This window comes from Granulicatella sp. HMSC30F09 (assembly GCF_001806915.1).
Lineage (GTDB): Bacteria > Bacillota > Bacilli > Lactobacillales > Aerococcaceae > Granulicatella > Granulicatella adiacens.
The window spans coordinates 1-23,334 of the sequence record NZ_KV786427.1; the positions used below are offsets into that span (position 1 = coordinate 1).

Annotated in this window: 26 protein-coding genes; 23 read left to right on the forward strand and 3 right to left on the reverse strand. The window is 37.8% G+C overall.

Annotated features, from left to right (window positions below; all coding sequences use genetic code 11):
- Nucleotides 1–141: 141 nt before the first annotated feature.
- Nucleotides 142–894, reverse strand: coding sequence for a DeoR/GlpR family DNA-binding transcription regulator (locus tag HMPREF3103_RS05235; protein ID WP_039849118.1), 753 nt, complete (start codon nt 892–894; stop codon nt 142–144).
- A 140-nt stretch (nt 895–1,034) separates the two neighbouring features.
- On the opposite strand from HMPREF3103_RS05235, the gene HMPREF3103_RS05240 reads away from it, so the two are divergent.
- The 16 genes from HMPREF3103_RS05240 (at nt 1,035) to HMPREF3103_RS05315 (ending at nt 14,763) form a co-directional block, all read left to right on the forward strand.
- The gene (locus HMPREF3103_RS05240) at nt 1,035–1,757 is read left to right on the forward strand and encodes a class II aldolase/adducin family protein (protein ID WP_070437948.1); all 723 of its coding nucleotides are present in this window, start codon (nt 1,035–1,037) and stop codon (nt 1,755–1,757) included.
- 19 nt (nt 1,758–1,776) lie between these two features.
- Nucleotides 1,777–3,543, forward strand: a complete 1,767-nt coding sequence (locus HMPREF3103_RS05245) for an L-fucose isomerase (protein WP_070437951.1) — start codon at nt 1,777–1,779, stop codon at nt 3,541–3,543.
- 18 nt (nt 3,544–3,561) lie between these two features.
- The gene (locus tag HMPREF3103_RS05250) at nt 3,562–3,858 is read left to right on the forward strand and encodes a PTS sugar transporter subunit IIB (RefSeq protein WP_005606903.1); all 297 of its coding nucleotides are present in this window, start codon (nt 3,562–3,564) and stop codon (nt 3,856–3,858) included.
- A gap of 4 nt (nt 3,859–3,862) precedes the next feature.
- Nucleotides 3,863–4,234 (forward strand): PTS lactose/cellobiose transporter subunit IIA, encoded by a 372-nt coding sequence (locus HMPREF3103_RS05255; protein ID WP_070437954.1) that lies wholly within the window; start codon nt 3,863–3,865, stop codon nt 4,232–4,234.
- Nucleotides 4,227–5,723, forward strand: a complete 1,497-nt coding sequence (locus HMPREF3103_RS05260; RefSeq protein ID WP_005606899.1) for a sugar ABC transporter ATP-binding protein — start codon at nt 4,227–4,229, stop codon at nt 5,721–5,723. The genes HMPREF3103_RS05255 and HMPREF3103_RS05260 overlap by 8 nt, the downstream gene beginning before the upstream one ends.
- Nucleotides 5,724–5,741: 18 nt before the next feature.
- Complete coding sequence (locus tag HMPREF3103_RS05265) at nt 5,742–6,725, forward strand: ABC transporter permease (protein ID WP_005606897.1); 984 nt, start codon at nt 5,742–5,744, stop codon at nt 6,723–6,725.
- Between the two features lie 77 nt (nt 6,726–6,802).
- Complete coding sequence (locus HMPREF3103_RS05270) at nt 6,803–7,885, forward strand: ABC transporter substrate-binding protein (RefSeq protein ID WP_039849115.1); 1,083 nt, start codon at nt 6,803–6,805, stop codon at nt 7,883–7,885.
- Nucleotides 7,886–7,915: 30 nt separating this feature from the next.
- On the forward strand, nt 7,916–9,400 hold the full coding sequence (locus HMPREF3103_RS05275; protein ID WP_070437957.1) for a rhamnulokinase: 1,485 nt from the start codon (nt 7,916–7,918) through the stop codon (nt 9,398–9,400).
- On the forward strand, nt 9,400–9,822 hold the full coding sequence (locus HMPREF3103_RS05280) for an RbsD/FucU family protein (RefSeq protein WP_070437960.1): 423 nt from the start codon (nt 9,400–9,402) through the stop codon (nt 9,820–9,822). The genes HMPREF3103_RS05275 and HMPREF3103_RS05280 overlap by 1 nt, the downstream gene beginning before the upstream one ends.
- A gap of 25 nt (nt 9,823–9,847) precedes the next feature.
- Nucleotides 9,848–10,999, forward strand: a complete 1,152-nt coding sequence (locus HMPREF3103_RS05285) for an iron-containing alcohol dehydrogenase (RefSeq protein ID WP_070437963.1) — start codon at nt 9,848–9,850, stop codon at nt 10,997–10,999.
- Nucleotides 11,000–11,177: 178 nt separating this feature from the next.
- Nucleotides 11,178–11,618: a PTS galactosamine/N-acetylgalactosamine transporter subunit IIA gene (gene agaF, locus HMPREF3103_RS05290; protein ID WP_070437966.1), complete on the forward strand. Its 441-nt coding sequence runs from the start codon at nt 11,178–11,180 to the stop codon at nt 11,616–11,618.
- A complete protein-coding gene (yajC, locus tag HMPREF3103_RS05295) occupies nt 11,618–11,893 on the forward strand; it encodes a preprotein translocase subunit YajC (protein ID WP_005606888.1) in 276 nt (91 codons plus the stop codon). Before agaF ends, yajC begins: the two co-directional genes overlap by 1 nt.
- Before the next feature lie 10 nt (nt 11,894–11,903).
- Nucleotides 11,904–12,392 carry a hypothetical protein gene (locus HMPREF3103_RS05300; RefSeq protein WP_148128811.1) on the forward strand — a complete coding sequence of 163 codons (489 nt, stop codon included), beginning with the start codon at nt 11,904–11,906 and terminating at the stop codon, nt 12,390–12,392.
- 224 nt (nt 12,393–12,616) lie between these two features.
- The gene (gene agaV / locus HMPREF3103_RS05305; RefSeq protein ID WP_005606885.1) at nt 12,617–13,093 is read left to right on the forward strand and encodes a PTS N-acetylgalactosamine transporter subunit IIB; all 477 of its coding nucleotides are present in this window, start codon (nt 12,617–12,619) and stop codon (nt 13,091–13,093) included.
- A 28-nt stretch (nt 13,094–13,121) separates the two neighbouring features.
- Entirely contained in the window at nt 13,122–13,928 is an 807-nt protein-coding gene (locus tag HMPREF3103_RS05310) for a PTS mannose/fructose/sorbose/N-acetylgalactosamine transporter subunit IIC (RefSeq protein ID WP_039849113.1), read from the forward strand.
- The gene (locus HMPREF3103_RS05315) at nt 13,918–14,763 is read left to right on the forward strand and encodes a PTS system mannose/fructose/sorbose family transporter subunit IID (protein ID WP_070437973.1); all 846 of its coding nucleotides are present in this window, start codon (nt 13,918–13,920) and stop codon (nt 14,761–14,763) included. Before HMPREF3103_RS05310 ends, HMPREF3103_RS05315 begins: the two co-directional genes overlap by 11 nt.
- A gap of 55 nt (nt 14,764–14,818) precedes the next feature.
- Here HMPREF3103_RS05315 and HMPREF3103_RS05320 read toward each other — a convergent pair whose 3' ends face one another.
- Nucleotides 14,819–15,346, reverse strand: a complete 528-nt coding sequence (locus HMPREF3103_RS05320) for a biotin transporter BioY (RefSeq protein WP_070437976.1) — start codon at nt 15,344–15,346, stop codon at nt 14,819–14,821.
- Between the two features lie 19 nt (nt 15,347–15,365).
- Complete coding sequence (locus tag HMPREF3103_RS05325; protein WP_070437979.1) at nt 15,366–16,358, reverse strand: biotin--[acetyl-CoA-carboxylase] ligase; 993 nt, start codon at nt 16,356–16,358, stop codon at nt 15,366–15,368.
- A 169-nt stretch (nt 16,359–16,527) separates the two neighbouring features.
- Between HMPREF3103_RS05325 and HMPREF3103_RS05330 the strand changes: the two genes are divergently transcribed.
- The 7 genes from HMPREF3103_RS05330 to HMPREF3103_RS05360 all read left to right on the forward strand — a co-directional run bounded on the left by HMPREF3103_RS05330 (nt 16,528) and on the right by HMPREF3103_RS05360 (nt 23,253).
- Nucleotides 16,528–17,787: a UDP-N-acetylglucosamine 1-carboxyvinyltransferase gene (locus HMPREF3103_RS05330; RefSeq protein ID WP_070437982.1), complete on the forward strand. Its 1,260-nt coding sequence runs from the start codon at nt 16,528–16,530 to the stop codon at nt 17,785–17,787.
- A gap of 11 nt (nt 17,788–17,798) precedes the next feature.
- On the forward strand, nt 17,799–19,067 hold the full coding sequence (rho, locus tag HMPREF3103_RS05335) for a transcription termination factor Rho (protein ID WP_070437985.1): 1,269 nt from the start codon (nt 17,799–17,801) through the stop codon (nt 19,065–19,067).
- A 105-nt stretch (nt 19,068–19,172) separates the two neighbouring features.
- Nucleotides 19,173–19,676 carry a Cys-tRNA(Pro) deacylase gene (gene ybaK, locus HMPREF3103_RS05340; RefSeq protein WP_070437988.1) on the forward strand — a complete coding sequence of 168 codons (504 nt, stop codon included), beginning with the start codon at nt 19,173–19,175 and terminating at the stop codon, nt 19,674–19,676.
- Nucleotides 19,669–21,027, forward strand: coding sequence for a bifunctional metallophosphatase/5'-nucleotidase (locus HMPREF3103_RS05345; RefSeq protein WP_070437991.1), 1,359 nt, complete (start codon nt 19,669–19,671; stop codon nt 21,025–21,027). Before ybaK ends, HMPREF3103_RS05345 begins: the two co-directional genes overlap by 8 nt.
- A complete protein-coding gene (locus HMPREF3103_RS05350; protein WP_070437994.1) occupies nt 21,020–21,838 on the forward strand; it encodes a YutD family protein in 819 nt (272 codons plus the stop codon). Before HMPREF3103_RS05345 ends, HMPREF3103_RS05350 begins: the two co-directional genes overlap by 8 nt.
- Nucleotides 21,839–22,621 (forward strand): TIGR01457 family HAD-type hydrolase, encoded by a 783-nt coding sequence (locus HMPREF3103_RS05355; RefSeq protein WP_070437997.1) that lies wholly within the window; start codon nt 21,839–21,841, stop codon nt 22,619–22,621. It abuts the gene before it with no gap.
- Nucleotides 22,609–23,253 carry a TIGR01906 family membrane protein gene (locus HMPREF3103_RS05360; RefSeq protein ID WP_005606868.1) on the forward strand — a complete coding sequence of 215 codons (645 nt, stop codon included), beginning with the start codon at nt 22,609–22,611 and terminating at the stop codon, nt 23,251–23,253. Before HMPREF3103_RS05355 ends, HMPREF3103_RS05360 begins: the two co-directional genes overlap by 13 nt.
- Nucleotides 23,254–23,334 lie beyond the last annotated feature (81 nt).

Genomic DNA, 23,334 nt, shown 5'->3' on the forward strand with positions numbered 1-23,334 from the left:
CTGGTTTGTCCAGTAAAGGGGGTACATATCACAATCGTAGCGCTTTTTTATTTAAGTGATAACTATGACTAACTTGAGATGAAGATAGTCCACTTTCAAAATGTTCAATTGGATTCATTTATTTTTCTTTGTTTTCTATTGTTACCAAAGAATTTCGCATTGAGCGCCCACCGTATCTTGAAAGGATTCGACAGGAGCTTGATTGGTTACAATATAGTCAATAGCATTGTAATTAGATAACTTGAAGTAATGACTCGTATTAAACTTTGAGTGATCCGCAAGTAGTATCGCAACATCAGAATTTGCAATCATCTGTTGCTTAAAAAGTGCTTGACTATGATTAGCTTCATAAGCAGCGAAACGGTCAAGCCCTCGACAGCTCATAAAGCAAATATCAGCATGGAAATTATTGATAAAACCCGTCGCAAAATCTCCCAAAGCCGAGTTTGTTCCATAGCCGATATGTCCTCCGCAGAAGAACAAAGTTATATTTTCATAATTGTTCAACTTACGTGCAATTTCGATCCCATTTGTAATCACACGTAAATTCTGAAGAGTTCCTAAGTGAGGAGCGAGTGTGGCGCACGTGGATGAACTATCGATAAAAATCGATTGGTTATCCGTTAAAAAAGTGGAGGCTGTTTCCGCTATTTGTTGTTTTCCCTGAGTTTCTTCATGGCTTCTGCTATCGTAAGCGTATTCAATATTGTTTGTAGTAACAAGTCGAACTTCACCATGAGATCGAATGATTTTTCCTTCTTTTTCCAATTTAATCAGGTCACGCCTCAATGTAGAGGTGGAGCAGTACATCAACGCTTCCAATTGAAAGGTTGAGATGATTTTCCTTTTCGTTAGAATATCCATAATACGGGACATTCGCTCGAAAGATACCATAATAAAACCCCCTAGTTGAACGTTTTTGAACATTTATGAACAAATTATAGCACAATACTTGAAGGATGTTCAATAGTTCATCCACGTATTGTATCCGCTTTCTTCAGTTGCTAATATATTAATCAGAAAGGGATGATACTATGACTTTTGATGAACAAGTAGTACGCGAACAAATTTGTGATGTGTGTCATAAAATGTGGCAACTAGGATGGGTAGCTGCCAATGACGGAAATGTCTCAGTTCGTATTGATGAGGATACCATCATCGCAACACCAACAGGTATCAGTAAGAGTTTTATCACTCCTGAAAAACTCGTTAAATTAAATATGAAAGGGGAAGTAATTGAAGCCAACGAAGGCTATCGTCCTTCAAGCGAAATTAAAATGCATATTCGCTGTTATGAAGAACGTGACGATGTGAAATCTGTTGTTCATGCTCATCCGCCAATTGCAACTGGATTTACATTGGCACATATTCCATTAGATACTTATTCACTAATTGAAAGTGCGATTGTTATCGGTTCAATTCCAATTACACCATTCGGGGTTCCTTCAACAATGGAAGTTCCAGATGCGATTACACCATACTTACAAGAACACGATGTGATGTTACTTGAAAACCATGGTGCATTAACAGTGGGTAGTGATGTCATTACAGCATACTACAGAATGGAAACATTAGAACTCGTGGCTAAATCAACATTCCACGGAAGAATGTTATTACTAACAAAAGGCATTGAAGAAAAAGAAATCTCAAGAGAAAAATTAGAGCAAATGTTCAAGATGCGCGAAAACTACAAAGTTACAGGACGCCACCCAGGATACAAGAAATACAATCCTGACGGAACGGTTCGTGAAGTGTAGAAGAATAGGAGGAACAAAAATGATTCAACATCCACGCATTGGGATTCGCCCAACTATTGACGGTCGTCGCCAAGGAGTTCGCGAGTCTTTAGAAGTTCAAACAATGAATATGGCGAAGAGTGTCGCTGCTTTAATCGAGTCCACATTGAAATATCCTGATGGACAACCGGTTGAATGTGTGATTTCACCATCAACAATTGGTCGTGTACCAGAAGCAGCAGCATCTCACGAACTATTCAAAAAATCAAACGTTTCTGCAACGATTACAGTAACACCTTGCTGGTGCTATGGTAGTGAAACAATGGATATGTCTCCTGATATTCCACATGCTATTTGGGGATTCAATGGAACTGAAAGACCAGGGGCTGTATATTTAGCAGCAGTTCTTGCTTCTCATGCTCAAAAAGGAATTCCAGCATTCGGAATTTACGGTAAAGACGTACAAGAAGCTACAGATACAGAAATTCCTGAGGACGTTAAAGAAAAAATCTTACGTTACGCAAGAGCAGCTCTTGCTACAGGTTTAATGAGAGATACAGCTTACTTATCTATGGGTAGCGTATCAATGGGTATCGGTGGTTCTATCGTAGATCCTAACTTCTTCCAAGAATACTTAGGAATGCGTAATGAATCAGTAGATATGACAGAATTTACTCGCCGTATCGACCGTGGCATTTATGATCACGAAGAATTCGAACGTGCGCTTAAATGGGTGAAAGAAAACGTTAAAGAAGGATTCGACCACAACCGTGAAGACCTTGTTTTGAGCCGTGAAGAAAAAGATAAACAATGGGAATTCGTGATTAAGATGTTCTTAATTGGACGTGACTTAATGATTGGAAACCCAAGACTTGCTGAACTAGGCTTCGAAGAAGAAGCGGTTGGTCACTACGCTCTTGTGGGAGGATTCCAAGGTCAACGTCAATGGACAGACCACTTCCCTAACGGAGACTTCATGGAAACATTCCTAAACACTCAATTTGACTGGAACGGAATTCGCAGACCATACATCTTCGCAACTGAAAATGATGCGTTAAACGGTGTATCAATGCTATTCAACTACTTATTAACAAACACTCCACAAATCTTTGCGGATGTTCGTACTTACTGGAGTCCAGAAGCAGTTGAACGTGTAACAGGACATAAACTTGAAGGCCATGCTGAAAATGGATTCTTACACTTAATCAACTCTGGTTCTTGTACATTAGATGGTACTGGTCAAGCTACAAGAAACGGTGAGCCAGTGATTAAACCATTCTGGGAATTAGAACAAAGTGAAGTAGATGCAATGCTTGCAAATACTGATTTCCCAGCAGCAAACCGCGAATACTTCCGTGGTGGCGGTTACTCAACTCGCTTCTTATCTAAAGGAAACATGCCTGTGACAATGGTTCGCTTGAACTTATTGAAAGGCGTTGGACCTGTATTACAAATCGCAGAAGGATACACACTTGAATTACCTGAAGATGTACACCATACATTGGATAACCGTACAGATCCAGGCTGGCCAACAACTTGGTTTGCTCCTCGCTTAACAGGTAAAGGCGCATTCAAGTCAGTATACGATGTAATGAATAACTGGGGTGCAAACCACGGTGCTATCACTTATGGACATATTGGGGCTGACCTTATCACTCTTGCTTCAATGTTACGCATTCCTGTAAATATGCATAACGTTGCTGAAGAAGATATCTTCAGACCTAAGAACTGGTCATTATTCGGAACAGAAGATTTAGAATCAGCTGACTACCGTGCATGCCAATTATTAGGACCTATCCATAAGTAATAGAAAGGAGAGACTAAAATGACAAAAACAATTATTTTAGCCTGTGTCGGTGGGTTAACAACAAGTATGCTCGTTGAACGCATTCAAGAAGTAATTTACCGTGATAAATTAGATTACTCATTCTACTCAGTAGGGATTACTGGGATTGATACTCTAAAAAATATTGATGTCTTATTATTAGGACCTCAATTAGCTTATTTAGAAGAAAAAGCAAAAGCTTCACTTCATGTTCCAGTTGCTGTAATTTCAGACGATGACTTTGAAAACATGCGCGGAGAAGAAGTTCTAAAACAAGCGATTGAATTATTAGGTTAAGCCAATGAGCGAGACAAAAAAAGTAGATACGCAACGATTGATGCAACTCATTGTCAAAAGTAGCAAAGTAACGACTTTAGCAATGCAATCCGTTAAGAGTGCTCTTGCAGGTGATATTTCATCTGCAAGAAGCCTCCTTGATGAAGCAAGAGTTAAAGGAGTTGAAGCGCATAATGTTCAAACAGAAATGATTCAGCAAGAAATTAGAGGCGAGGGAGATAGCCCTACACTTCTTTCCGTTCATGCGCAAGATCATTTTATGAACAGCCACTTGCTGCTAGAAGTTGTAGACATCATTGTAAATCAACAAGAACAAATAGAAACGCTAAAAGAGCGTATTACAAAACTGGAACAGGTAGGTGAAATGCATGAGTAATCCAGTTATTCTTGAAATGAAGGGAATTGTGAAATCGTTTGGACCTGTAAAAGCCTTAAAAGGTGTAGACTTCGACCTAAGAGCAGGTGAAGTACACGCACTAATGGGTGAAAACGGGGCTGGTAAATCCACTTTGATGAAAGTTTTGACAGGTATTTACGGCGCGAACGAAGGAACGATTCACTATAACGGAAAACAAGTAGAATATTCAAAGCCAAAAGAGGCTATGGACGATGGGATTGTAATCGTGCACCAAGAGTTGAATATGATGAACCACTTAACAGTGGCTCAAAACATCTTCATCGGTCGTGAAGAAATTAATCAAGGTCTCTTCATCAACGATAATGCCGGAAATAAAAAGGCAAAAGAATTATTCAAATTGTTGAAACTGGATATTAATCCACAAGAAAAAGTGGGAAACTTAACAGTTGGTAAACAACAAATGGTTGAAATTGCCAAAGCATTGTCAATGGATGCTAAGATTATTGTTTTCGACGAACCAACAGCAGCGTTAACAGAATCAGAAATTAATGAATTATTCGCAATTATTGATGACTTACGTGCTAAAGGTGTAGGAATTATCTATATTTCTCACCGTATGGACGAAATTGCCCGTATTACGGACCGTGTAACGGTTATGAGGGACGGGGAATATGTTGGAACTGTAAATACAAAAGAAACTACAAAGGACGAGATCATCGCAATGATGGTTGGTCGTACTATTTACGAAGATCCGAAAGCGGTTTCTGCAGTACCAGAAGGAGCACCTGTTGTATTAGAAGTGGAACACTTAAACTCAGGAAGCCACGTAAAAGATGTTAGCTTTGTGCTTCATAAAGGTGAAATCTTAGGTTTCTCTGGATTAATGGGAGCGGGCCGAACAGAAGTAGCTCGTTTACTATTCGGAGCGGATAAGAAAGATAGCGGAACAATTAAAATTAATGGTAAAGAGGTTGATATTAAAAATCCTCAAGATGCTATTAGAGAAGGTATTGGTTATCTTTCAGAAGACCGTAAACGTTATGGATGTATCGTTGATATGACCATTGCCAATAACACAGTAATGACAAACCTTGATAAGTACATTAAAGGTGGTTTAATTGATGACGGTGAAATTGTGAAAGTCAGTGATGAATTCGTTAAACAATTAAGAACGAAAACACCATCATCGAAACAACTAGTTCGTAACTTATCAGGTGGTAACCAACAAAAAGTTGTTATTGCGAAATGGCTAGAACAAAATAGCGATATTCTAATTTTTGACGAACCAACTCGAGGAATTGACGTTGGTGCGAAAAGTGAAATCTACTCATTAATGAATGAACTAGTAGCTCAAGGAAAATCAATCATTATGATTTCTTCAGAGCTTACAGAAATTTTACGTATGAGCGATCGTATTGTTGTCATGTGTGAAGGACGTAAAACAGGGGAACTTGATATCAGTCAAGCAACTCAAGAACGTATCCTCGCTTTAGCAACGGATCGATAATCGAAGAGAGGTATTGATATGGAAGAGAAAAAGTCCCTATGGACGAAACTGGTACAATCAGTTGGATTACAAAAATTAATTGCATTAATCGCGTTGATCGTGATTTTCACATTCTTTGCAGTCTCAAGTGAATCGTTCCGTTCGTTTGATACAGCGGTAAGCATTTTAGACGCATCTTATTACATTGGTTTCTTAGCAATTGGGGTAACATTCGTTATTATCACCGGTGGTATTGACTTATCAATCGGTACAGTAATGATGTGTTCTGCCATCGTTGGTGGAGTACTCCATACAAAAATGGGTTGGCCATTATGGCTAGCATTGTTGGCAATATTAGTGATTGGGGGTGTATTTGGATTATTCAACGGAATTTTAATTGCGAAATTTGGATTGCCACCATTCATCGCAACACTTGGTACAATGATGATTTCACGTGGTTTAAGCTCAATCGTATCAAACGTACAAAGTGTAACGTTCCCATTACGTGGAACTGGTGAAGGCTGGTACAAAGACTTATTCAGAACGCAAGATAATTTTCCGACCGGGTTGATCGTCTTGATTGTCGTAGCGATTATTGCAGCCATTGTTTTAAACAAAACAAAAATTGGTCGTTACATCTTTGCTATCGGTTCAAATAAAGAAGCTACTAGACTTTCAGGTGTAAACGTTATCAAATGGGAAGGTATGGCTTATGTTATCAGTGGACTTCTAGCAGGTCTAGCTGGTATTGCATATGCTGCAACATATTCAACAATCCTTCCTGGTACAGGGAACGGTATGGAACTTGATGCCATCGCCGGAGTAGTAGTTGGTGGTACTTCACTTGCTGGTGGGGTTGGTTCTGTTGTTGGTACAATCATCGGGGTATTCATTATGTCTGTCTTGAAGATCGGTTTACCATACATCGACTTACAACCACACTATCAATTATTCATTACAGGTTTTGTTGTAATCGTTGCCGTTTACTCAGATATCTTAATCCGCATGAATAAGAAAAAATAAGTTTGATATTGTACACAATGAGTTGGGAAGACTCCTTCTTGGAAGGATCAAAAGGGACATATAAAGGAGAAAACATTATGAAAAAGTCATTCAAATATGCTATTGCAACTCTAGCTTGTGCTTCTGCATTATTAGCAGGATGTACTTCAAATAAATCAAATGCTGATGGTGGAAAAACTCAATCAGGCGGCGACTTCAAAGTAGAAGTAATCGCGAAAGGTTTCCAACATGACTTCTGGAAAGCAGTTAACAAAGGAGCTGAAAAAGCAGCTCAAGAATTAGGGGCTAAAGTTACTTTCGTAGGACCTCAAAATGAAACAGCTATCGCAGAACAATTGGAACAATTAAATAACGCGATCAACAAAAATCCAAAAGCAATCGCTTTAGCTGCATTAGATACTGAAGCAGAATTAGATGCGATTAAACAAGCACAATCTAAAAACATTCCTATTATCGGGTTTGACTCAGGGGTTCCTGGGGCACCAGAAGGAGCAATTAAAGCTACTGCCTCAACAGATAACCATGCTGCTGGTGGTAATGCCGCTGAACACTTATTCCCATTACTAGAAAAGAAAATCGGCGACAAGAAAGTTCGTATCGGGGTTGTTTCTCAAGAAGTAAACTCACTTTCAATCACTCAAAGAACAAGTGGTTTCATTGATAAAATGGTTGAATTATTAAATAAAAAAGGCATTAAAACTGCTGTAACTGGACATGACAAGTTCAAAAACGATGTAAACGAAGCGGATGCAAAAGTTGTAATCGAAGTTCGTGTTCCAGCACAAGTAGATGATGCTGCAGGTAAGACTGAAGCTTCTACAGTTCTTGAAAAAGAAGATACTGTTGCAATCTATGGTTCTAATGAATTCGCTGCAAAAGCAATCATCAATGCTAACGGCGGCTTCAAAGAATCTAAACTTGGCGCAGACAAGATCTTAGCTGTTGGGTTCGACTCAGGTGCATTACAACAAGATGCTATCCGTAAAGGAATCTTCGTTGGTTCTGTAACTCAAGACCCAGTTCAAATTGGTTACCAAGCTGTTAAATTAGCAGTTGCCGCAGCTAAAGGTGAAACAGTGAAAGACGTGGATACTGGTTCTAAATGGTATGACGCTAAGAACATCGATAGCGATGAAATCAAAGCTTTACTATACGAATAAAAAATAGGGATTAGTAATGGAGGAGAAAACATGAGCTTGATTAAATTATTAGCCATTGATTTAGGTGCAAGTTCAGGACGTGTTATGCAGGCGATTTATGACGGACGCTCCCTCCAATTATCAGAGGTTCATCGGTTCAAAAACGAACCGGTGAATCTTAATGATGGTTTGTATTGGAATTTGTTGCACTTGTTTGGAGAAATTAAGCAAGGAATCAAGAAGGCTTCCAAAGATTCGATTCCGATTCGTTCCATCTCTGTTGATACATGGGGAGTAGACTATGCCTATCTAGATCAAAATGGAGATTTGCTCTATCAACCACATTGTTACAGAGATAACCGGATGGGTCGATATGAGGAGTCATTTTATAACGCTATCTCGAAGAAAGAATTATTCCAAAAAACAGGTGTGCAGCCTGCAACCATTAATACGGTCTTACAAATCTACTCAGATTTGCAAGAAAAACCACAACTTAAAAATATCGTTCAACGCGTGTTGTTTATCCCAGATTTAATCAACTACTTACTTTCAGGGGTGCTTTCAAATGAATATACCATTGCAAGTACAAGTGGGTTACTGGATATCTTCACACAAGATTTCTCTGATGAAGTATTTGAACGCTTAGATATTCCACGTAAATGGTTTACAACACCAACGAAGAATGGTGCAGTTTTAAGACAATTATCACCTCGCATCACTCAACAGTTGAAAGTTGATTCATTTGACGTGATTGCAGGAGCTGGACATGATACAGCTGCTGCAGTACTTGCGATTCCATATGAACATGAAAAAGGGACTGTCTTTATTTCATGTGGTACTTGGTCGCTTGTCGGAACGGAATCCGACGAACCTGTTGTAACCGATGAAGCATTTGCCTCGGGACTTACAAATGAAGGATGTTTTGATGGTAAATATCGTCTCTTACAAAACACAACAGGAATGTGGATTATTCAAGAATTACAACGCGACTGGCGCTTACAAGGGGAAGAAGTTGGCTTTGGCGAAATGGTCACATTAGCCGAAGAAGTAACGGACAACCAAACTTGGATTCATCCAAACGACCCAGTTTTCGCTTCTCCTGGAGAAATGGAAACAAAAATTAAAGAATGGTGTAAAGTGAGTGGGCAAAAAGTTCCACAAACGAAAGGTCAAATCGTTCGTGTCGTTCTAGAAAGTTTAGCATTAACTTATCTAGAAACGATTACGCAATTAGAACAATTGACAAAATATGAAATGACAACTGTTCAAATGGTTGGCGGAGGCATTCAAAACAAATTGCTTTGCCAGTTAACGGCAGACTTTACAGGACGTACAGTCATCACAGGACCAATCGAAGCGAGTGCACTTGGAAATATCTTGTCACAAATGCTAACTCTTGGAGTGATTTCAAGTCGCAAAGAAGCACAAGACATTATCAAGGCTTCAGAACCTGTAACGCGTTATGAAAGTCGCGCGATTGCAAATTTAGAAGAAATTCGCTTGAATTTCAATAAAGTGAAGAGAGGAATTCAGTAATGTTAAAACAAATTCCTAAAATTTTAAGCCCAGAACTTGTGAAATATTTAATGGAGATGGGACATGGAGATGAATTGGTACTTGCGGATGCAAACTTCCCAGCTCATCGTATTGGCCAACGAGTGATTCGTATGGACGGACATGGGGTGCCTGTTGCTTTAGAAGCGATTCTACAAGTATTGCCATTAGATACTTACAGTTCATATCAAGCAGGATTAATGCAAGTCGTTCCGGGAGATCCAACTGTTCCGGTGATTTGGGATGAATATAAACTTCTCTTAGAAGAAAGTCACCCAGGAGCAGCAATTAAAGAGTTTGAACGATTTGAGTTTTACGAACAAGCAAAAGACGCCTATCTTGTCATTCAAACAGGAGAAGGTGCCTTGTACGGAAACATCATCTTGAAAAAAGGTGTTTTATAAATTTACTAGTTAGGAGAGAAAAATTATGTCAACATTTTATGTACCAGCAATTAACTTAATTGGAAGAGGAGTCGTTAAAGAAATTGGACCTTACGTAAAAGATCTAGGATATCATAAAGCTCTTTTAGTAACGGATAAATTTATCGAATCAAGTGATATTCTTCCTAAAGTCACAGAACCTTTAAAAGAAGCAGGTGTAGACTTCGTTGTTTACTCTGATGTAGAACCAAACCCTACTTGTAAAAACGTTAATGACGGGGTTGCTGCATTAAAAGAAAATAACTGCGACTTCATCATCAGCTTAGGTGGTGGATCACCTCAAGACTGTGCAAGCTGTATTTCAGTGATCGCTACAAACGGTGGCAAACCACAAGACTACGAAGGATTGCATAAATCTGCTAAAAAAGGATTACCAGTTGTTGCTATTAACACAACTGCAGGTACTTCAGCTGAAATTACAATCAACTATGTAATTACAGACGAAGAAAGAAAAGTTAAAATGGTAATGGTTGATAAAAACAGCCTAGCTTTAATTTCAGTAAATGATCCTGAATTAATGGTTTCTAAACCAGCAGCATTAACTGCAGCAACAGGTATGGATGCTTTAACTCACGCCGTTGAAGCTTTAGTAACTCCAGGTGCTTACGGCGTTACTAAGAAATTATCAATTGGTGCTATTGAATTAATTAAAGAATACTTACCACGTGCGGTTAAAGATGGTCACGATATCGAAGCTCGTGAAGGGATGGTGAACGCAATCTTCTTAGGCGGTATGTCATTCAACAACGCTGGACTTGGTTATGTTCACTCAATGGCTCACCAATTAGGTGCTGTTTACAAACTTCCACACGGAGTATGCTGTGCAATGTTATTACCAATTATCGAACGTGAAAATGCAAAACGTGTTCCAGCTGCATTCCGTGATGTTGCAAAAGCTTTAGGTTTACAAACTGAAGGTAAATCTGATGAAGAATGTGCAGCATACGCTATTAAAGAAATCGAAAAACTCTCTGAAACAGTGGGTATTCCTAAGAAATTAACAGAATTAGGAATTGAAGAAAAAGATTTCGACTTCGACTATCTATCTAAGAATGCGTTAATCGATGCTTGTGCACCTGGTAACCCATTCATGCCAACATTAGAAGAAACAATTGCTATCTACAAAGAATTGTTCTAATTGGTAAAATAAAAATTCGTATAGCTTTTAGACCTAGGAGTATTGTTCCCCCCAGTATTTGGACAATACTCCTTGTTTATTTATGGATAATATTTTATGAAAACGCATAAATTGTGCTTGAAATTTCATTTTAGCTGGTCTAGTATTAAGATATAGAACAAAAATAGGAGGAAATAGAATGATAGGGTTAATTCTTACAGGACATGGGGAGTTTGCAATTGGAGTAGGACACGCTTTAGAAATGATTGCAGGAAAACAAACTGCTTATAAAGTAGTGCCTTTCTTAGAAAGCGATTCAATAGAAACTCTTGAAAATAATCTAAGAGACGCTATGAAAGAGTTGCAAGAGAAAACAGAAGGAATTGTTGTATTTGCTGACCTTTTGGGAGGAAGTCCTTTCAAATCAGCAATGGTAGCTTCAATGGATTTCGAAAATGTTGAGGTTGTTGTAGGTACAAACTTACCAATGTTAATTGAAATCGCGATGTTACGCGAGTTTGCTTCAAGCGCTCAAGATGTAGTGACTCAAAGTTTAACAGCAGGTCGAGAAGCCATTCAACAGGTGAGTCTTCCAACCCCTCAAGATAAAGTGGTCGAAGAAGACGGAGATGGAATTTAATGACAGCAGAAATTATTTTAGTGAGTTCACTGACATTTATCGTTTTTGTTGCTGTTATTTTAGGGGTTTATTATTTCTTCTCTAGAAAGAATATGAAGCGCCAGCAACAATATTTCGAAAAATTGCACGGTGATTTGCAGGTAGGAAAAAGAGTTATTTGTGCAAATGGTCTATACGGGACTGTGAAAAAAATTGATGAAGAAAAGACTGAAGTAGAAATTGCTAAAGGGGTTATCATTACCGTTTCTCGATATGCAATTTCTGAAGTCTTATAAAGGTGAATCTATGAAGTCTTTCTTTGGTGAATTCTATACGGGAAAAGATGGAGAAAAGTATTTTTATTTACCTTTATTAGAGAGTGTTTATAAAATTCCAGATGAGGATTTAGTAACTTTTAACGCGTTTAGACATCGCCTCATTATTGCCTTAGCAATGGGTGCCATTATCTATAGCTTTTATCCGGAGAGTATCCTCCTAAGTATTTTAGCAGCACTGCTTTTTTACGCATTGTCAACAATTGCATATGTTAAAAGTATTTTGCCAAAATATCTTGTGAAAAAAGAGGTTTTTATTTCGGAAATAGAGAAAGAAACAGTAGAGGATTCAACCGTCCCAATTGTTAAAACTTGGATGGTAAGTCTGGTTGGAATACTGATTATTGCTGGAAGTTTCTTTGTATCTGGAGAGATACTGAATCGAATGATAGTAATTGCGTTTGGATTAGTCGTCACTTTCAGTGGAACAAGTGCAATGATTAAAAATACCAAAAAATAATTTTTTCTGAAGCTTGAAGTTCAAGCTTCTTTTTTTATATAAAAAACATGTTAAAAAATGGGGGAATTTAAAACATATCATTCTTTTTTCTATTGAAAGAATGAATGAAAATGATAAAGAAGAAACGATGAAGAAAATATTAAAAATATTTTTTGTTAAACGCTTCCAAAAATGATTAGAATTAGATATAATGAACTTAGCTTTTTATGAAAGGAGAGCGAACAATGCCAAATATTTTATTAACACGAATTGACAATCGTTTAATCCATGGTCAAGTGGCGACTCAATGGTCTTCTTATTTAGGGGCCAACTTATTATTAGTAGCCAATGACAAAGTGGCGGGAGATCCGATGCGTCAAGGGTTAATGGATATGGCTGCTCCTGCTGGTGCACAGACTCGTTACTTCACGATTGAAAAAACGATTAACATCATCGGTAAGGCAGCAGATCGTCAGTTGATTTTCATTATTTGTGAAAATCCACAAGACGTTTTAAAACTAGTAGAAGGGGGGGTACCGATTAAAAAAGTCAACATTGGGAACATGCATATGGCGGAGGGTAAACGTCAAGTTGCAGGTGTTGTCGCAGTGGATGATGCAGATGTAGCTGCATTTAAGAAACTGCAAGAGTTAGGAGTCGAACTTGAAATTCAGAAAGTTCCAACTGAAGGAAAAGAAGACGTATCGAAATTATTTCAATAATTTATATTTATAAAAGGGGTCAATGAATATGCAAGCAAGTTTTATTCAAATTTTATTAGTATTCCTAGTAACGTTTGTAGCTGCGATTGACCAATTTAGCTTTTTAGAATCACTTTATCAACCAATCGTTATGGGTCCTGTGATTGGAGCTATTTTGGGAGATCTCCAAACTGGTTTAATTGTTGGGGGTACTTATCAATTAATGACAATCGGTAACATGCCAGTCGGTGGGGCACAACCACCTAATGCCGTAATCGGTGGAATTATGGCGACAGTTTTGGCTATCAGTCTTAAATTAGATCCAGCTGCTGCAGTAGGTGCGGCTGTTCCATTTGCACTTTTAGGTCAATATGGCGTTACTTTGATTTTTGCTTTAATGTCACCAATGATGGCAGTAGCCGATGGATATGCACATGATGCTAATCCAAAAGGTATTGTTCGCTTGAACTACTTAGCGATGGCTGCTCTTGGGGCTATCTTTGGTCTTGTAGTTGTATTATTCTTTATCGGTGGACAAACAATCGGGGATACTTTAACGAAATCTATTCCTGAATGGTTTATGGCTGGTTTAGGTGCAGCAGGGGGTATGATGCGCTTTGTTGGGTTTGCAATCTTACTTAAAGTAATGGTTTCTAAAGAACTATGGGGCTTCTACTTCTTAGGTTTTGCTTTAGCAAACATTGTTTCTGCAAGTGAAAGCTTAGGTGGCTCTGCATTAGTATTATTAGCGTTTGTTGGTTTTGCAATTGCATACTGGGATTTCCAAATCCATACAAAATTCAAAACAGCTGGTGCTAGCATTGTGAACGATGGAGGTGAAGAAGATGGCATATAATATTCCAGATTCTTATAAAAACCAAACGCCTGCTCCACGCTTAGATAAAGCGACTTTAAATAAAATGGCATGGCGTTCAATTTTCCTACAAGCTTCTTTCAACTATGAACGTATGCAAGCAGCTGGTTGGTTATACGGTATTTTACCAGGGTTAGAAAAAATCCATACAGATAAAGATGACTTAGCGGCATCAATGTCTCATAACTTAGAGTTCTTTAATACTCACCCATTCTTAGTAACATTCGTAATGGGGATTGTATTATCTCTTGAACAAAACAAAGCGGATATCCAAACAATCCGTGCGGTACGTGTTGCGGCAATGGGACCATTGGGTGGTATCGGTGATGCTTTATTCTGGTTCACATTAGTGCCAATTGTAGCCGGTATTTCTTCAAACTTTGCTTTACAAGGAAGCGTTGCTGGACCATTACTATTCTTGGCAGTATTCAATATTGCACAATTTGCAATTCGTTACTGGTTAATGCACTGGTCTTATAATTTAGGAACAGACGCAATTGGTATCTTTACTGCAAATGCCAAAGAATTCACTCGTGCTGCTTCAATCCTTGGAGTATTCGTTGTTGGGGCTTTAACTAGCCTTTACGGTGGTACTAAATTAGGGATTCAAATCGCAAACGGTGAAAAACCAATCGTTATCCAAACAATCTTAGATGGTGTATTACCAAAATTAATTCCACTTGGAATTACTTTAGGACTATATTACTTATTAGCGCGAAAAAAATGGACGCCATTACGTTGTATCGTTCTTCTATTAGTTGCCGGAATCGGTTTTGCGTTCTTAGGATACGTACTAGGAGTTAAATTCTGGGGTTAGTCAGAATACACAAAAAAATAAGCTAGGCATTAAGCCTAGCTTATTTTTTATATTTTTAATTGTGTTTTTTTGTAAGAACTTTAATACGATCTGCAAGAAAGACTGCAATGACTAATTTTCCTAAATCAGGAAGAATGAACGGATATAAACCGAAGCCAAGGATTTGTTGAAGGCTTAGTTCTTGCATCTTAATGCTTAAGAGAACGAAAGTCATATATGGAATTCCGATGACGTAGAAAATGACTTCACCAACAAGTGCGGCCAGAACCCATCCAAAAATATTGTTGATACGGTTTCCAATAAATGAGATGACAGGTGCAGCAACCATAAATCCAATTACAAAACCAAATGATGGAGAAATGAATAATGCAGTACCTCCTCCTAATAAGAAAAGTAATAGGAAGTGAATAAATTGAGCAGCAAATGCAGCAACTGGTGGCAAGAGTAGTGATGACAAAATCACTGTGGCCGTTTGTGCTGAGAATGGTACTGGACCAAGCGGGATTTTTAAGTAGCTAGATACGTAGCAGAGTGCACCAAAAAGTGCAGCAAGTACAATTGTTTGAATTGATAATTTTTTCATGTGTTTAACTCCTAATGATTTAATTTTCTGGGCGAATACTTACTTCGCCATATGATAATGAATGAATGGATCCATCGTCTGTTTGAACGATGAGATGACCGTTATTGTCCACGCTTTTTGCAGTGGCGGGGTATGTTTTCATACCGCTAATGACATTGATTTTCTTTCCGACAATAATCGAGTGAGATTTATACTCTTCCATGAAGTCACGCTTACCCGAATTGATGGCCTCGTAGCATTGATTCCATTCTTTAAGGAAACGAGCTACAAATTCGTTGCGGCTAAAACTTTTGGGAATATCTTGCGGAGAAAAGAGGGAACCGATAATTGGTTTTAAGTCCTCTGGAATAATGGCGTCGTCGATATGCAAATTAATTCCCATGCCAACAATCAACGCATCCACCCTTTGAGCTTCAATATTTGTTACCGCCTCTGTTAAGATGCCAGCAATCTTTTTATCGTGGTAGTAGAGATCGTTTACCCATTTGATTCCGACGGTTTCGTGAATGAAAGATTCTACTGCACGCGTTGCGGCAACAGCCGTAGCGCAAGTGATTAATGAAATACTATCCAAATCACCTTCAGGAAAAATACAGATGCTCATGTATAAACCAGATTTGGGAGGTGAGAGGAAGGTTCTTCCGAGACGACCACGTCCTGCAGTTTGCTCTTCGGCAATAAAAAAGGTTGGAACCCTTTCTCCTGAAGCACCATAATTTTTAGCTAAATCATTGGTTGAAGTGGTTGTTTCAAAGACTTGAATATCCCAATCTTGTAATTGTTCACCTAGATGAGTCCGAATGCCTTCAAGGGTTAACAAATCTGTCTGTCTGGATAATTGATAACCTACTTTTGTGCTTGAGGTAATTTCGTAACCGTCTTTTTTTAATTGCTGAATAGCTTTCCATACTGCGGTTCGAGAAAGTTTCAATTGGTCAGCGATATCTTGTCCAGAAAGGGGTTTGTCTACGGTGCTATATAATAGACGTAAAACTTCCTGTTTAGTACTCATAATAGCCTCCTTTCGTCAATATTCATGTTTTTAAGTGTAACAGATTTCAACTGATTGTCAACTGTATTTTTTATGCAGGTTAACAATTGCTGTAAATGGTTAAAATATAGCAGATTCTTATAGGAACATGGTATAATAACTGAGAAGATTTAGTGAAAGGAATTTTAGTATGAGAAAATTAGTCATTAACGGTGGGAAACCATTAAAAGGTGAAGTGACCATTAGTGGAGCAAAAAATAGTACAGTAGCTTTAATTCCGGCTGCTATTATCGCCGAAGAACCAGTAGTATTAGAAGGTGTACCAGACATCCAAGATGTTGCTGCATTAATTGAGATTTTAAATGATTTTAACGTGAAAACAGAATATGTAGATGGCACATTGACCATTGATCCAACGGAAATGAAATCTATTCCAATGCCAAAAGGAAAAATCCAAAGCATGAGAGCTTCTTATTATTTTATGGGAGCAACTCTTGCGAAGTTTGGAGAAGGTGTGGTAGGACTTCCTGGCGGGTGTTTCTTAGGACCACGACCAATCGATCAACATTTAAAAGGATTCAACGCTTTAGGTGCAAAAGTAGAAGATCATGATGGGGCAATCTATTTATCAACTGATGAAGAAGGTCTAGTAGGTACTAAAATTTATATGGATGTCGTTTCTGTGGGGGCGACCATTAACGTTTTATTAGCCGCTGTTCGTGCTAAAGGAAAAACGATTATTGAGAACGCTGCTCGTGAGCCAGAAATTATCGATGTGGTCACATTGTTAAATAAAATGGGTGCTAATATTAAAGGGGCAGGAACAAGTATGATTCGTGTGGAAGGGGTAGAAAGACTCCACGGATGTAGTCATACAATTATCCCTGACCGCATTGAAGCAGGAACTTATTTATCAGTTGCCGCAGCAGTTGGAGAAGGGGTTCGCGTTAAAAACGTAATTTTTGAACACTTAGAAAGTCTCATTGCAAAGATGGATGAGATGGGCGTCAAGATGGAAGTTGGAGAGGATGATATCTATGTTTATCCTTCTACAAATCTTAAGGCAGTGAATATTAAAACCATGCCGTATCCAGGATTTGCTACAGACCTGCAACAAACGATTACGCCATTATTTATGAAAGCAAATGGGACTGCAATGATTGTAGATACCATTTATCCAAAACGTGTTGGGCATGTTCCAGAATTAAATCGTATGGGAGCCCATGGAAAAGTGATTGAAGATATTATTACATTTGAAGGACCAACGCCTCTAGTAGGTGCAGAAGTTGCTGCAAGTGATCTTCGTGCTGGAGCTGGACTTGTAGTCGCGGGATTAATGGCTGAAGGAACGACTAAGATTTCTAATATTGAACATATTCTTAGAGGTTATTCAAATATTGTTGAGAAACTTCAGGCTCTCGGTGCAGATATTACGATGATTGAAGAATAAGAAGGGACAATATGCCAGAACAAGTAGAAACTGTAACCTTGCAAAGTTTGCAAGAAAAGACTTTAAAAGAGATGTACGGCTTTGCTAAACATTATAAAATTCCTTATTACGGTCAGATGAATAAAAAGGAATTGGCACTTGCGATTATTCGCGCCCAAGAAGAAGCTACAGGATTTTTTCAAGTAGAAGGGGTCTTGGATATTAATCGTGCAGAGGGTTTTGGATTCCTTAGACCCATCAACTACTCAAGTAGCCAAGAAGATATTTACATTTCTTCTTCTCAAATCAGACGCTTTGATCTTCGAAATGGCGATTTAGTGAGTGGAACTGCACGTCCTCCTCGCCAAGGAGAGAAGTTCAATGGGTTGATGCAAGTGGGATTTGTAAATGGAAAAGATCCCGAAGAGGCAAAAGAAAGAGATCATTTCCCAGGACTTACACCACTTTATCCAGAAAAGCAAATGATTTTGGAAACAACAAGAGGGCGAATCGCCTCTAGAATGCTTGATTTAATTTGTCCGATTGGCTTTGGACAAAGGGGCTTGATTGTTGCTCCACCAAAAGCAGGGAAGACCAGTCTATTAAAGGAAATTGCTAATGGAATTACGACAAATCATCCAGATGCTGAGTTGATTATTTTATTAATCGATGAACGACCAGAAGAAGTAACGGATATTGAACGCACAGTAAACGCTGAGGTGGTTTATTCAACGTTCGATCAGCTACCGGAAAATCATATTAAGATTAGTGAATTAGTATTAGAACGTGCTTTGCGACTAGTGGAGGACGGGAGAGATGTCATTATTTTAATGGATAGCTTGACGCGATTAGCTAGAGCATATAATTTAACGATTCCCCCTTCAGGAAGAACTTTAAGCGGTGGGATTGATCCTGCTGCATTCTATCGCCCTAAAAAATTCTTTGGTTCTGCTAGAAATATTGAAGAAGGCGGAAGTTTGACGATTTTAGCGACTGCTTTAGTTGAAACGGGAAGTAGAATGGATGATGTCATTTATGAAGAGTTTAAAGGAACTGGAAATTCAGAAATCCATCTTTCAAGAGAACTTGCAGAAAGAAGAGTGTTTCCTGCGATTGACGTTAAGCGCTCAGGAACGCGTAAAGAAGAAACGTTACTTTCAAAAGAAATCATTGATGTAATATGGAAAGTGCGTCATTCGATTAAAGGTGATGGGCTTGAGACGAGTGAGCAACTAGTGAAACAGTTGAAAGAAACAAAGTCCAATGACGATTTTATTCGTCGATTAAACTTACTAGGTTAATCTAACATCCTCTAAGTTTTTTCTTAGGGGATGTTGTTTTTTATGTCAAACGGAATTTTATTTAGAAAGCTCCTTATGGTAGAATAAAAGAAGGAGTGATATCACGTGAAAAAGAAAAAAGTAATCAAAACAAATGCTGTAAGAATGGTAGAACAAGCCAAGATCCCCTATGTTATTCATGAGTATGATGTAGACACAGCTCATTTAGATGCGCTTCATGCTGCAGACGGAATGGGGATTCCTGTTGAAGAAGTGTATAAAACGATTGTGTTAACAGGAGATAGAACAGGGCATCTAGTTGCTTGTATTGCAGCTCATAAGGAATTAGATTTAAAACAGGTGGCAAAAATTTCAGGGAATAAGAAAGTTGAATTACTATCTCTAGATCAGCTCGAACCTCTTACAGGGTATGTGCGCGGAGGTTGCTCTCCAATCGGTATGAAAAAGAAATTTCCAACTTTTATTGAGGAGAGTGCGATGCAAAATGAGACCATTCGTATCTCTGCTGGAAAGCGTGGTTTGCAAATGGAGTTGGCACCGAAAGACTTACAAAAAATGACGGAAGCAACCTTGTTTAATAATGCTGGTCATGAGGAAATTGATGAGTGATTTAACAATTCTTCACGTGAATGATATGCACTCAAATTTTCATTCGTTAAAAACGCAAACGAATTTTATGAGGGCTAGAAGGAAAGAACTTGAAGAATTAGGTCATACTGTTTGGGCAGTTGATTTAGGAGACTTGATTGATCGAGTTCATCCTCTAGTGGAAGCAAAAAATGGGCAAATTGCGTCTACCCTTTTAAATCAACAAAAAATAGATTTTGTAACACTGGGAAATAATGAAGGGACTGCTTATACTCCAAAAGAACTAGAGGGAGCTTATAAGGAAAAGGATTTTAAAGTCATTATCTCTAATGTGAAGTGGCAATCTACAGGGGAAACACCGCCTTATGCAACTGAAATCCAATTCGAAAAAATTGAACAATGTAGCATTGCAATATTAGGGTTGACAGCCTCCTATCCAGAAAGTTATGAACCGAATGGATATTGGATTGAAGACCCTTTAAAAACGCTTGAAAGATTAGTTCCTAGACTTGCTAGTGAGGGACACCAAATTATCCTTTTATCCCATTTAGGTATTGATTTGGATACCTTGATAGCCGAATCGTATCCAGAAATTCAAGTGATTCTTGGAGCACACACACATCATTTATTTAAAGAAGGAAAAAGGGTAAACCAAACACTCTTAACGGGTGGGTTCAAATATGGTGCTTACATTGGAGAGCTCCATTTAAAAACCGAGAAAGAAAAGCTGATTTCTTTAGAAGAAAGTATGATTGAAGTTGAAACGCTAAAAGAGGATTCTGCCACAGATGAAGGAAAAATCTACCTAGAAGAAGGAATCAAATTACTCAAAGAAAATATTGTTCTTCGTCAGATTCCAGATTATTCAGTAAGAGACTTGGCACAACTTTCCCTTGAAGCCATGATTAGGCAAACAGGGATTCCAATTGCATTTACGTATACTGGTCTCTTCGTGCATGAGTTTAAGAAGGGGGCGTTAACGAAGTTTGATTTACATGACTGTATGCCTCATCCGATTCACTTAAATAAAAGTCAATTTTCTGTAAAAAATTTCAAACAATTACTCCGAGTTTTTGAAGAACAACAACAAGAATTACTAAAAAAAGCTATTCGCGGATATGGTTTTCGTGGTAAACTATTTGGAGAGATCTTATATACTGGTTTTTCTAAAAAGGGTGAAGAAATTATCGTCGATGGAAAAGTTTTAGCAGACGATGAAATCATTACATTTGTGTGCCCAGACCATATGCGTTTTGTTCCTTTTTTCCCGATGATTGAAGAAAAAGGGATCAACCAAATTTTATATCCAGATTTATTAAGAACGATTATTGAAAAAGAATTAATTTTTAAAGAAAGGAACTATCATGACTGAGAAAACCGTAGAGACGCTTTCAGATGAATTGAGTCAAGTTTTGCAAGAAATTGTGACGAATCCTGAAGAAGAACCAAAAAGAGCGGTGGTAGTGGACGAAAAGACAATTTTGGTCGATGAGGTACATTACCAAATCATTGAAGATTATAGAAACGGCTTTAATATTGAAGCATTCAATGAACGATATAACGATATTTTTGAGCGTTATGACTATATTGTAGGGGATTGGGGCCATGAAAAATTACGATTAAAGGGCTTCTTTAAACATTCTCATAAATTAGCAACACCAGATAGAGATATTGATTATTTACAAGAGTATATTTTGGAATATTGCAATTTCGGCTGTCAGTATTTTGTATTAGAAAGAGATCCTGAGGCAAAACACAAACCTGTTCTTGAGGAAGAAAAACCACAACGTCCAAGACGAGAGAGAAATTCTCAAAGAAAACGCCAAAATAATCCAAGACGAGAGCATGTATTTAGTCCAGTAGATTTAGATGCTCCTGCGAGAAATCAACAAAATCGTAAATTCAAAGAGAAATCTCAAAATCGTCAAAAGCGTCGCAATAATGAAACAAATCCGCGCAATAAAAAAGAACAAGATTTTAATCTGAAAGAATTTATTCCAAAAGAGACAATGAAGGAATATGGAGATAAAACGTTTAAACCGAAAACGAAGAAATCAAATTCGCAACATTTCTCAATGAAAGAAGTTGAAAAATCTTCAAGTAGCAAGGTGAAGAAAAGTGTCGTTAAAAATCCTCAGAAAAAAGGATTTCATATTAGAGAGAACCAACAAAGAGGGAAATAAATGTATAAAGCGTATTTTATTGATTTAGATGGAACTATGTATAAGGGGAAAGAACGTATTCCCACTGCAGAAGCTTTTATTAAAAGACTACAGGAAGCCAATATCCCGTTTTTATTCGTAACAAATAATGCGACGAAAACTCCTGAACAAGTGGCTCAAAACTTGCGTGAAAATTATGGAACAAATGTTGAAACAGCTGAAGTGTATACGAGCGGCGTTGCTGCTGTAGATTACATAAAATCGCACTACCCAGTGGAGCGTATTATGGTAATCGGAGAAGAAGCAATTAAGAATCAAGTAAAAGCAGCTGGCTTTACACTGGATTCAGAAAATCCTGAATTAGTCCTACAATCTTTAGATCGAAATGTTACTTATAAAGATTTAGAGAAAGCGACTTTAGCTATTAGAGGTGGAGCAACTTATATTGTTACAAATATCGATTCCAATTTACCGAGTGAAAAAGGCCCTGTTCCTGGTTCAGGAGCAATAACAGGATTCTTAAAAGTAGCTACCCAAGTGGAACCGATTGTTATTGGTAAACCTAGTAGTATCATTATGGAATCAGCATTAGACTATCTTAATACGAAGTTCCCTAACTCACATTTTTCAAAAGAAGACATTGCCATGGTTGGAGATAATTATCAAACAGATATTCAAGCAGGTATTCAATATGGAATGGATACAATTATGGTCTTAACTGGATTTTCTACAAAAGAAACATTGTTGAACGTAGAGGAACAACCAACCCATTTAGTAGAGGATTTGAGTAAATGGAACATTTAATGAGACCTTATCGAGTTCAAAAATGGGGGATCGCTACTGCTCTATTTTTATTCTGGTTAAGTTTAGGAATTACCTTTGTGATCTTTTTCGAACCTCTATACCATTGGTCCATTCAGTGGTTTGGAGTAGAAAAAATGACTGGATACAGTGCAGATGTTCTTAAAACAAATTATCATGAACTGATAGGATATTTGACGAATCCATTGAATGATTCACTGGTGATGAGTAATTTTACGAGTTCTCAGCAAGGATTATTTCATTTTTTTGAAGTCAAAAGGCTATTCTTTATTAATTTTGCGATATTCCTTTCATCTGGTTTAGTCAGCTTTTTTGGAATTCGGTCCTTAAAACAAAGGCGTCTAACATGGCTTTTGAGAAGGCCAATTCGGTGGCTAGTTCTTGTTCCGATTTTCGTTTGTGTTGGTATTGCAAGCTTTTTTAATACATTGTTTATTAAATTTCATGAGCTCTTTTTTAACAATGATGCTTGGATTTTTGATCCCAAGAAAGATCCTATTATTTTAGCTTTGCCAGAAGAATTTTTTATGGTTTGCTTTATTGTGGTCTTTAGCATATTACTACTCGGGTTATTGGGAACCAATGTATTGATTAAAAATTTAAAAGAAATCTAGTCTTTTTATACGAGAAGTGACCTTTTATCGAAGGTTGCTTCTCTTTTTTTATAAAAATATTCATTTTTGGAAGCACTACTC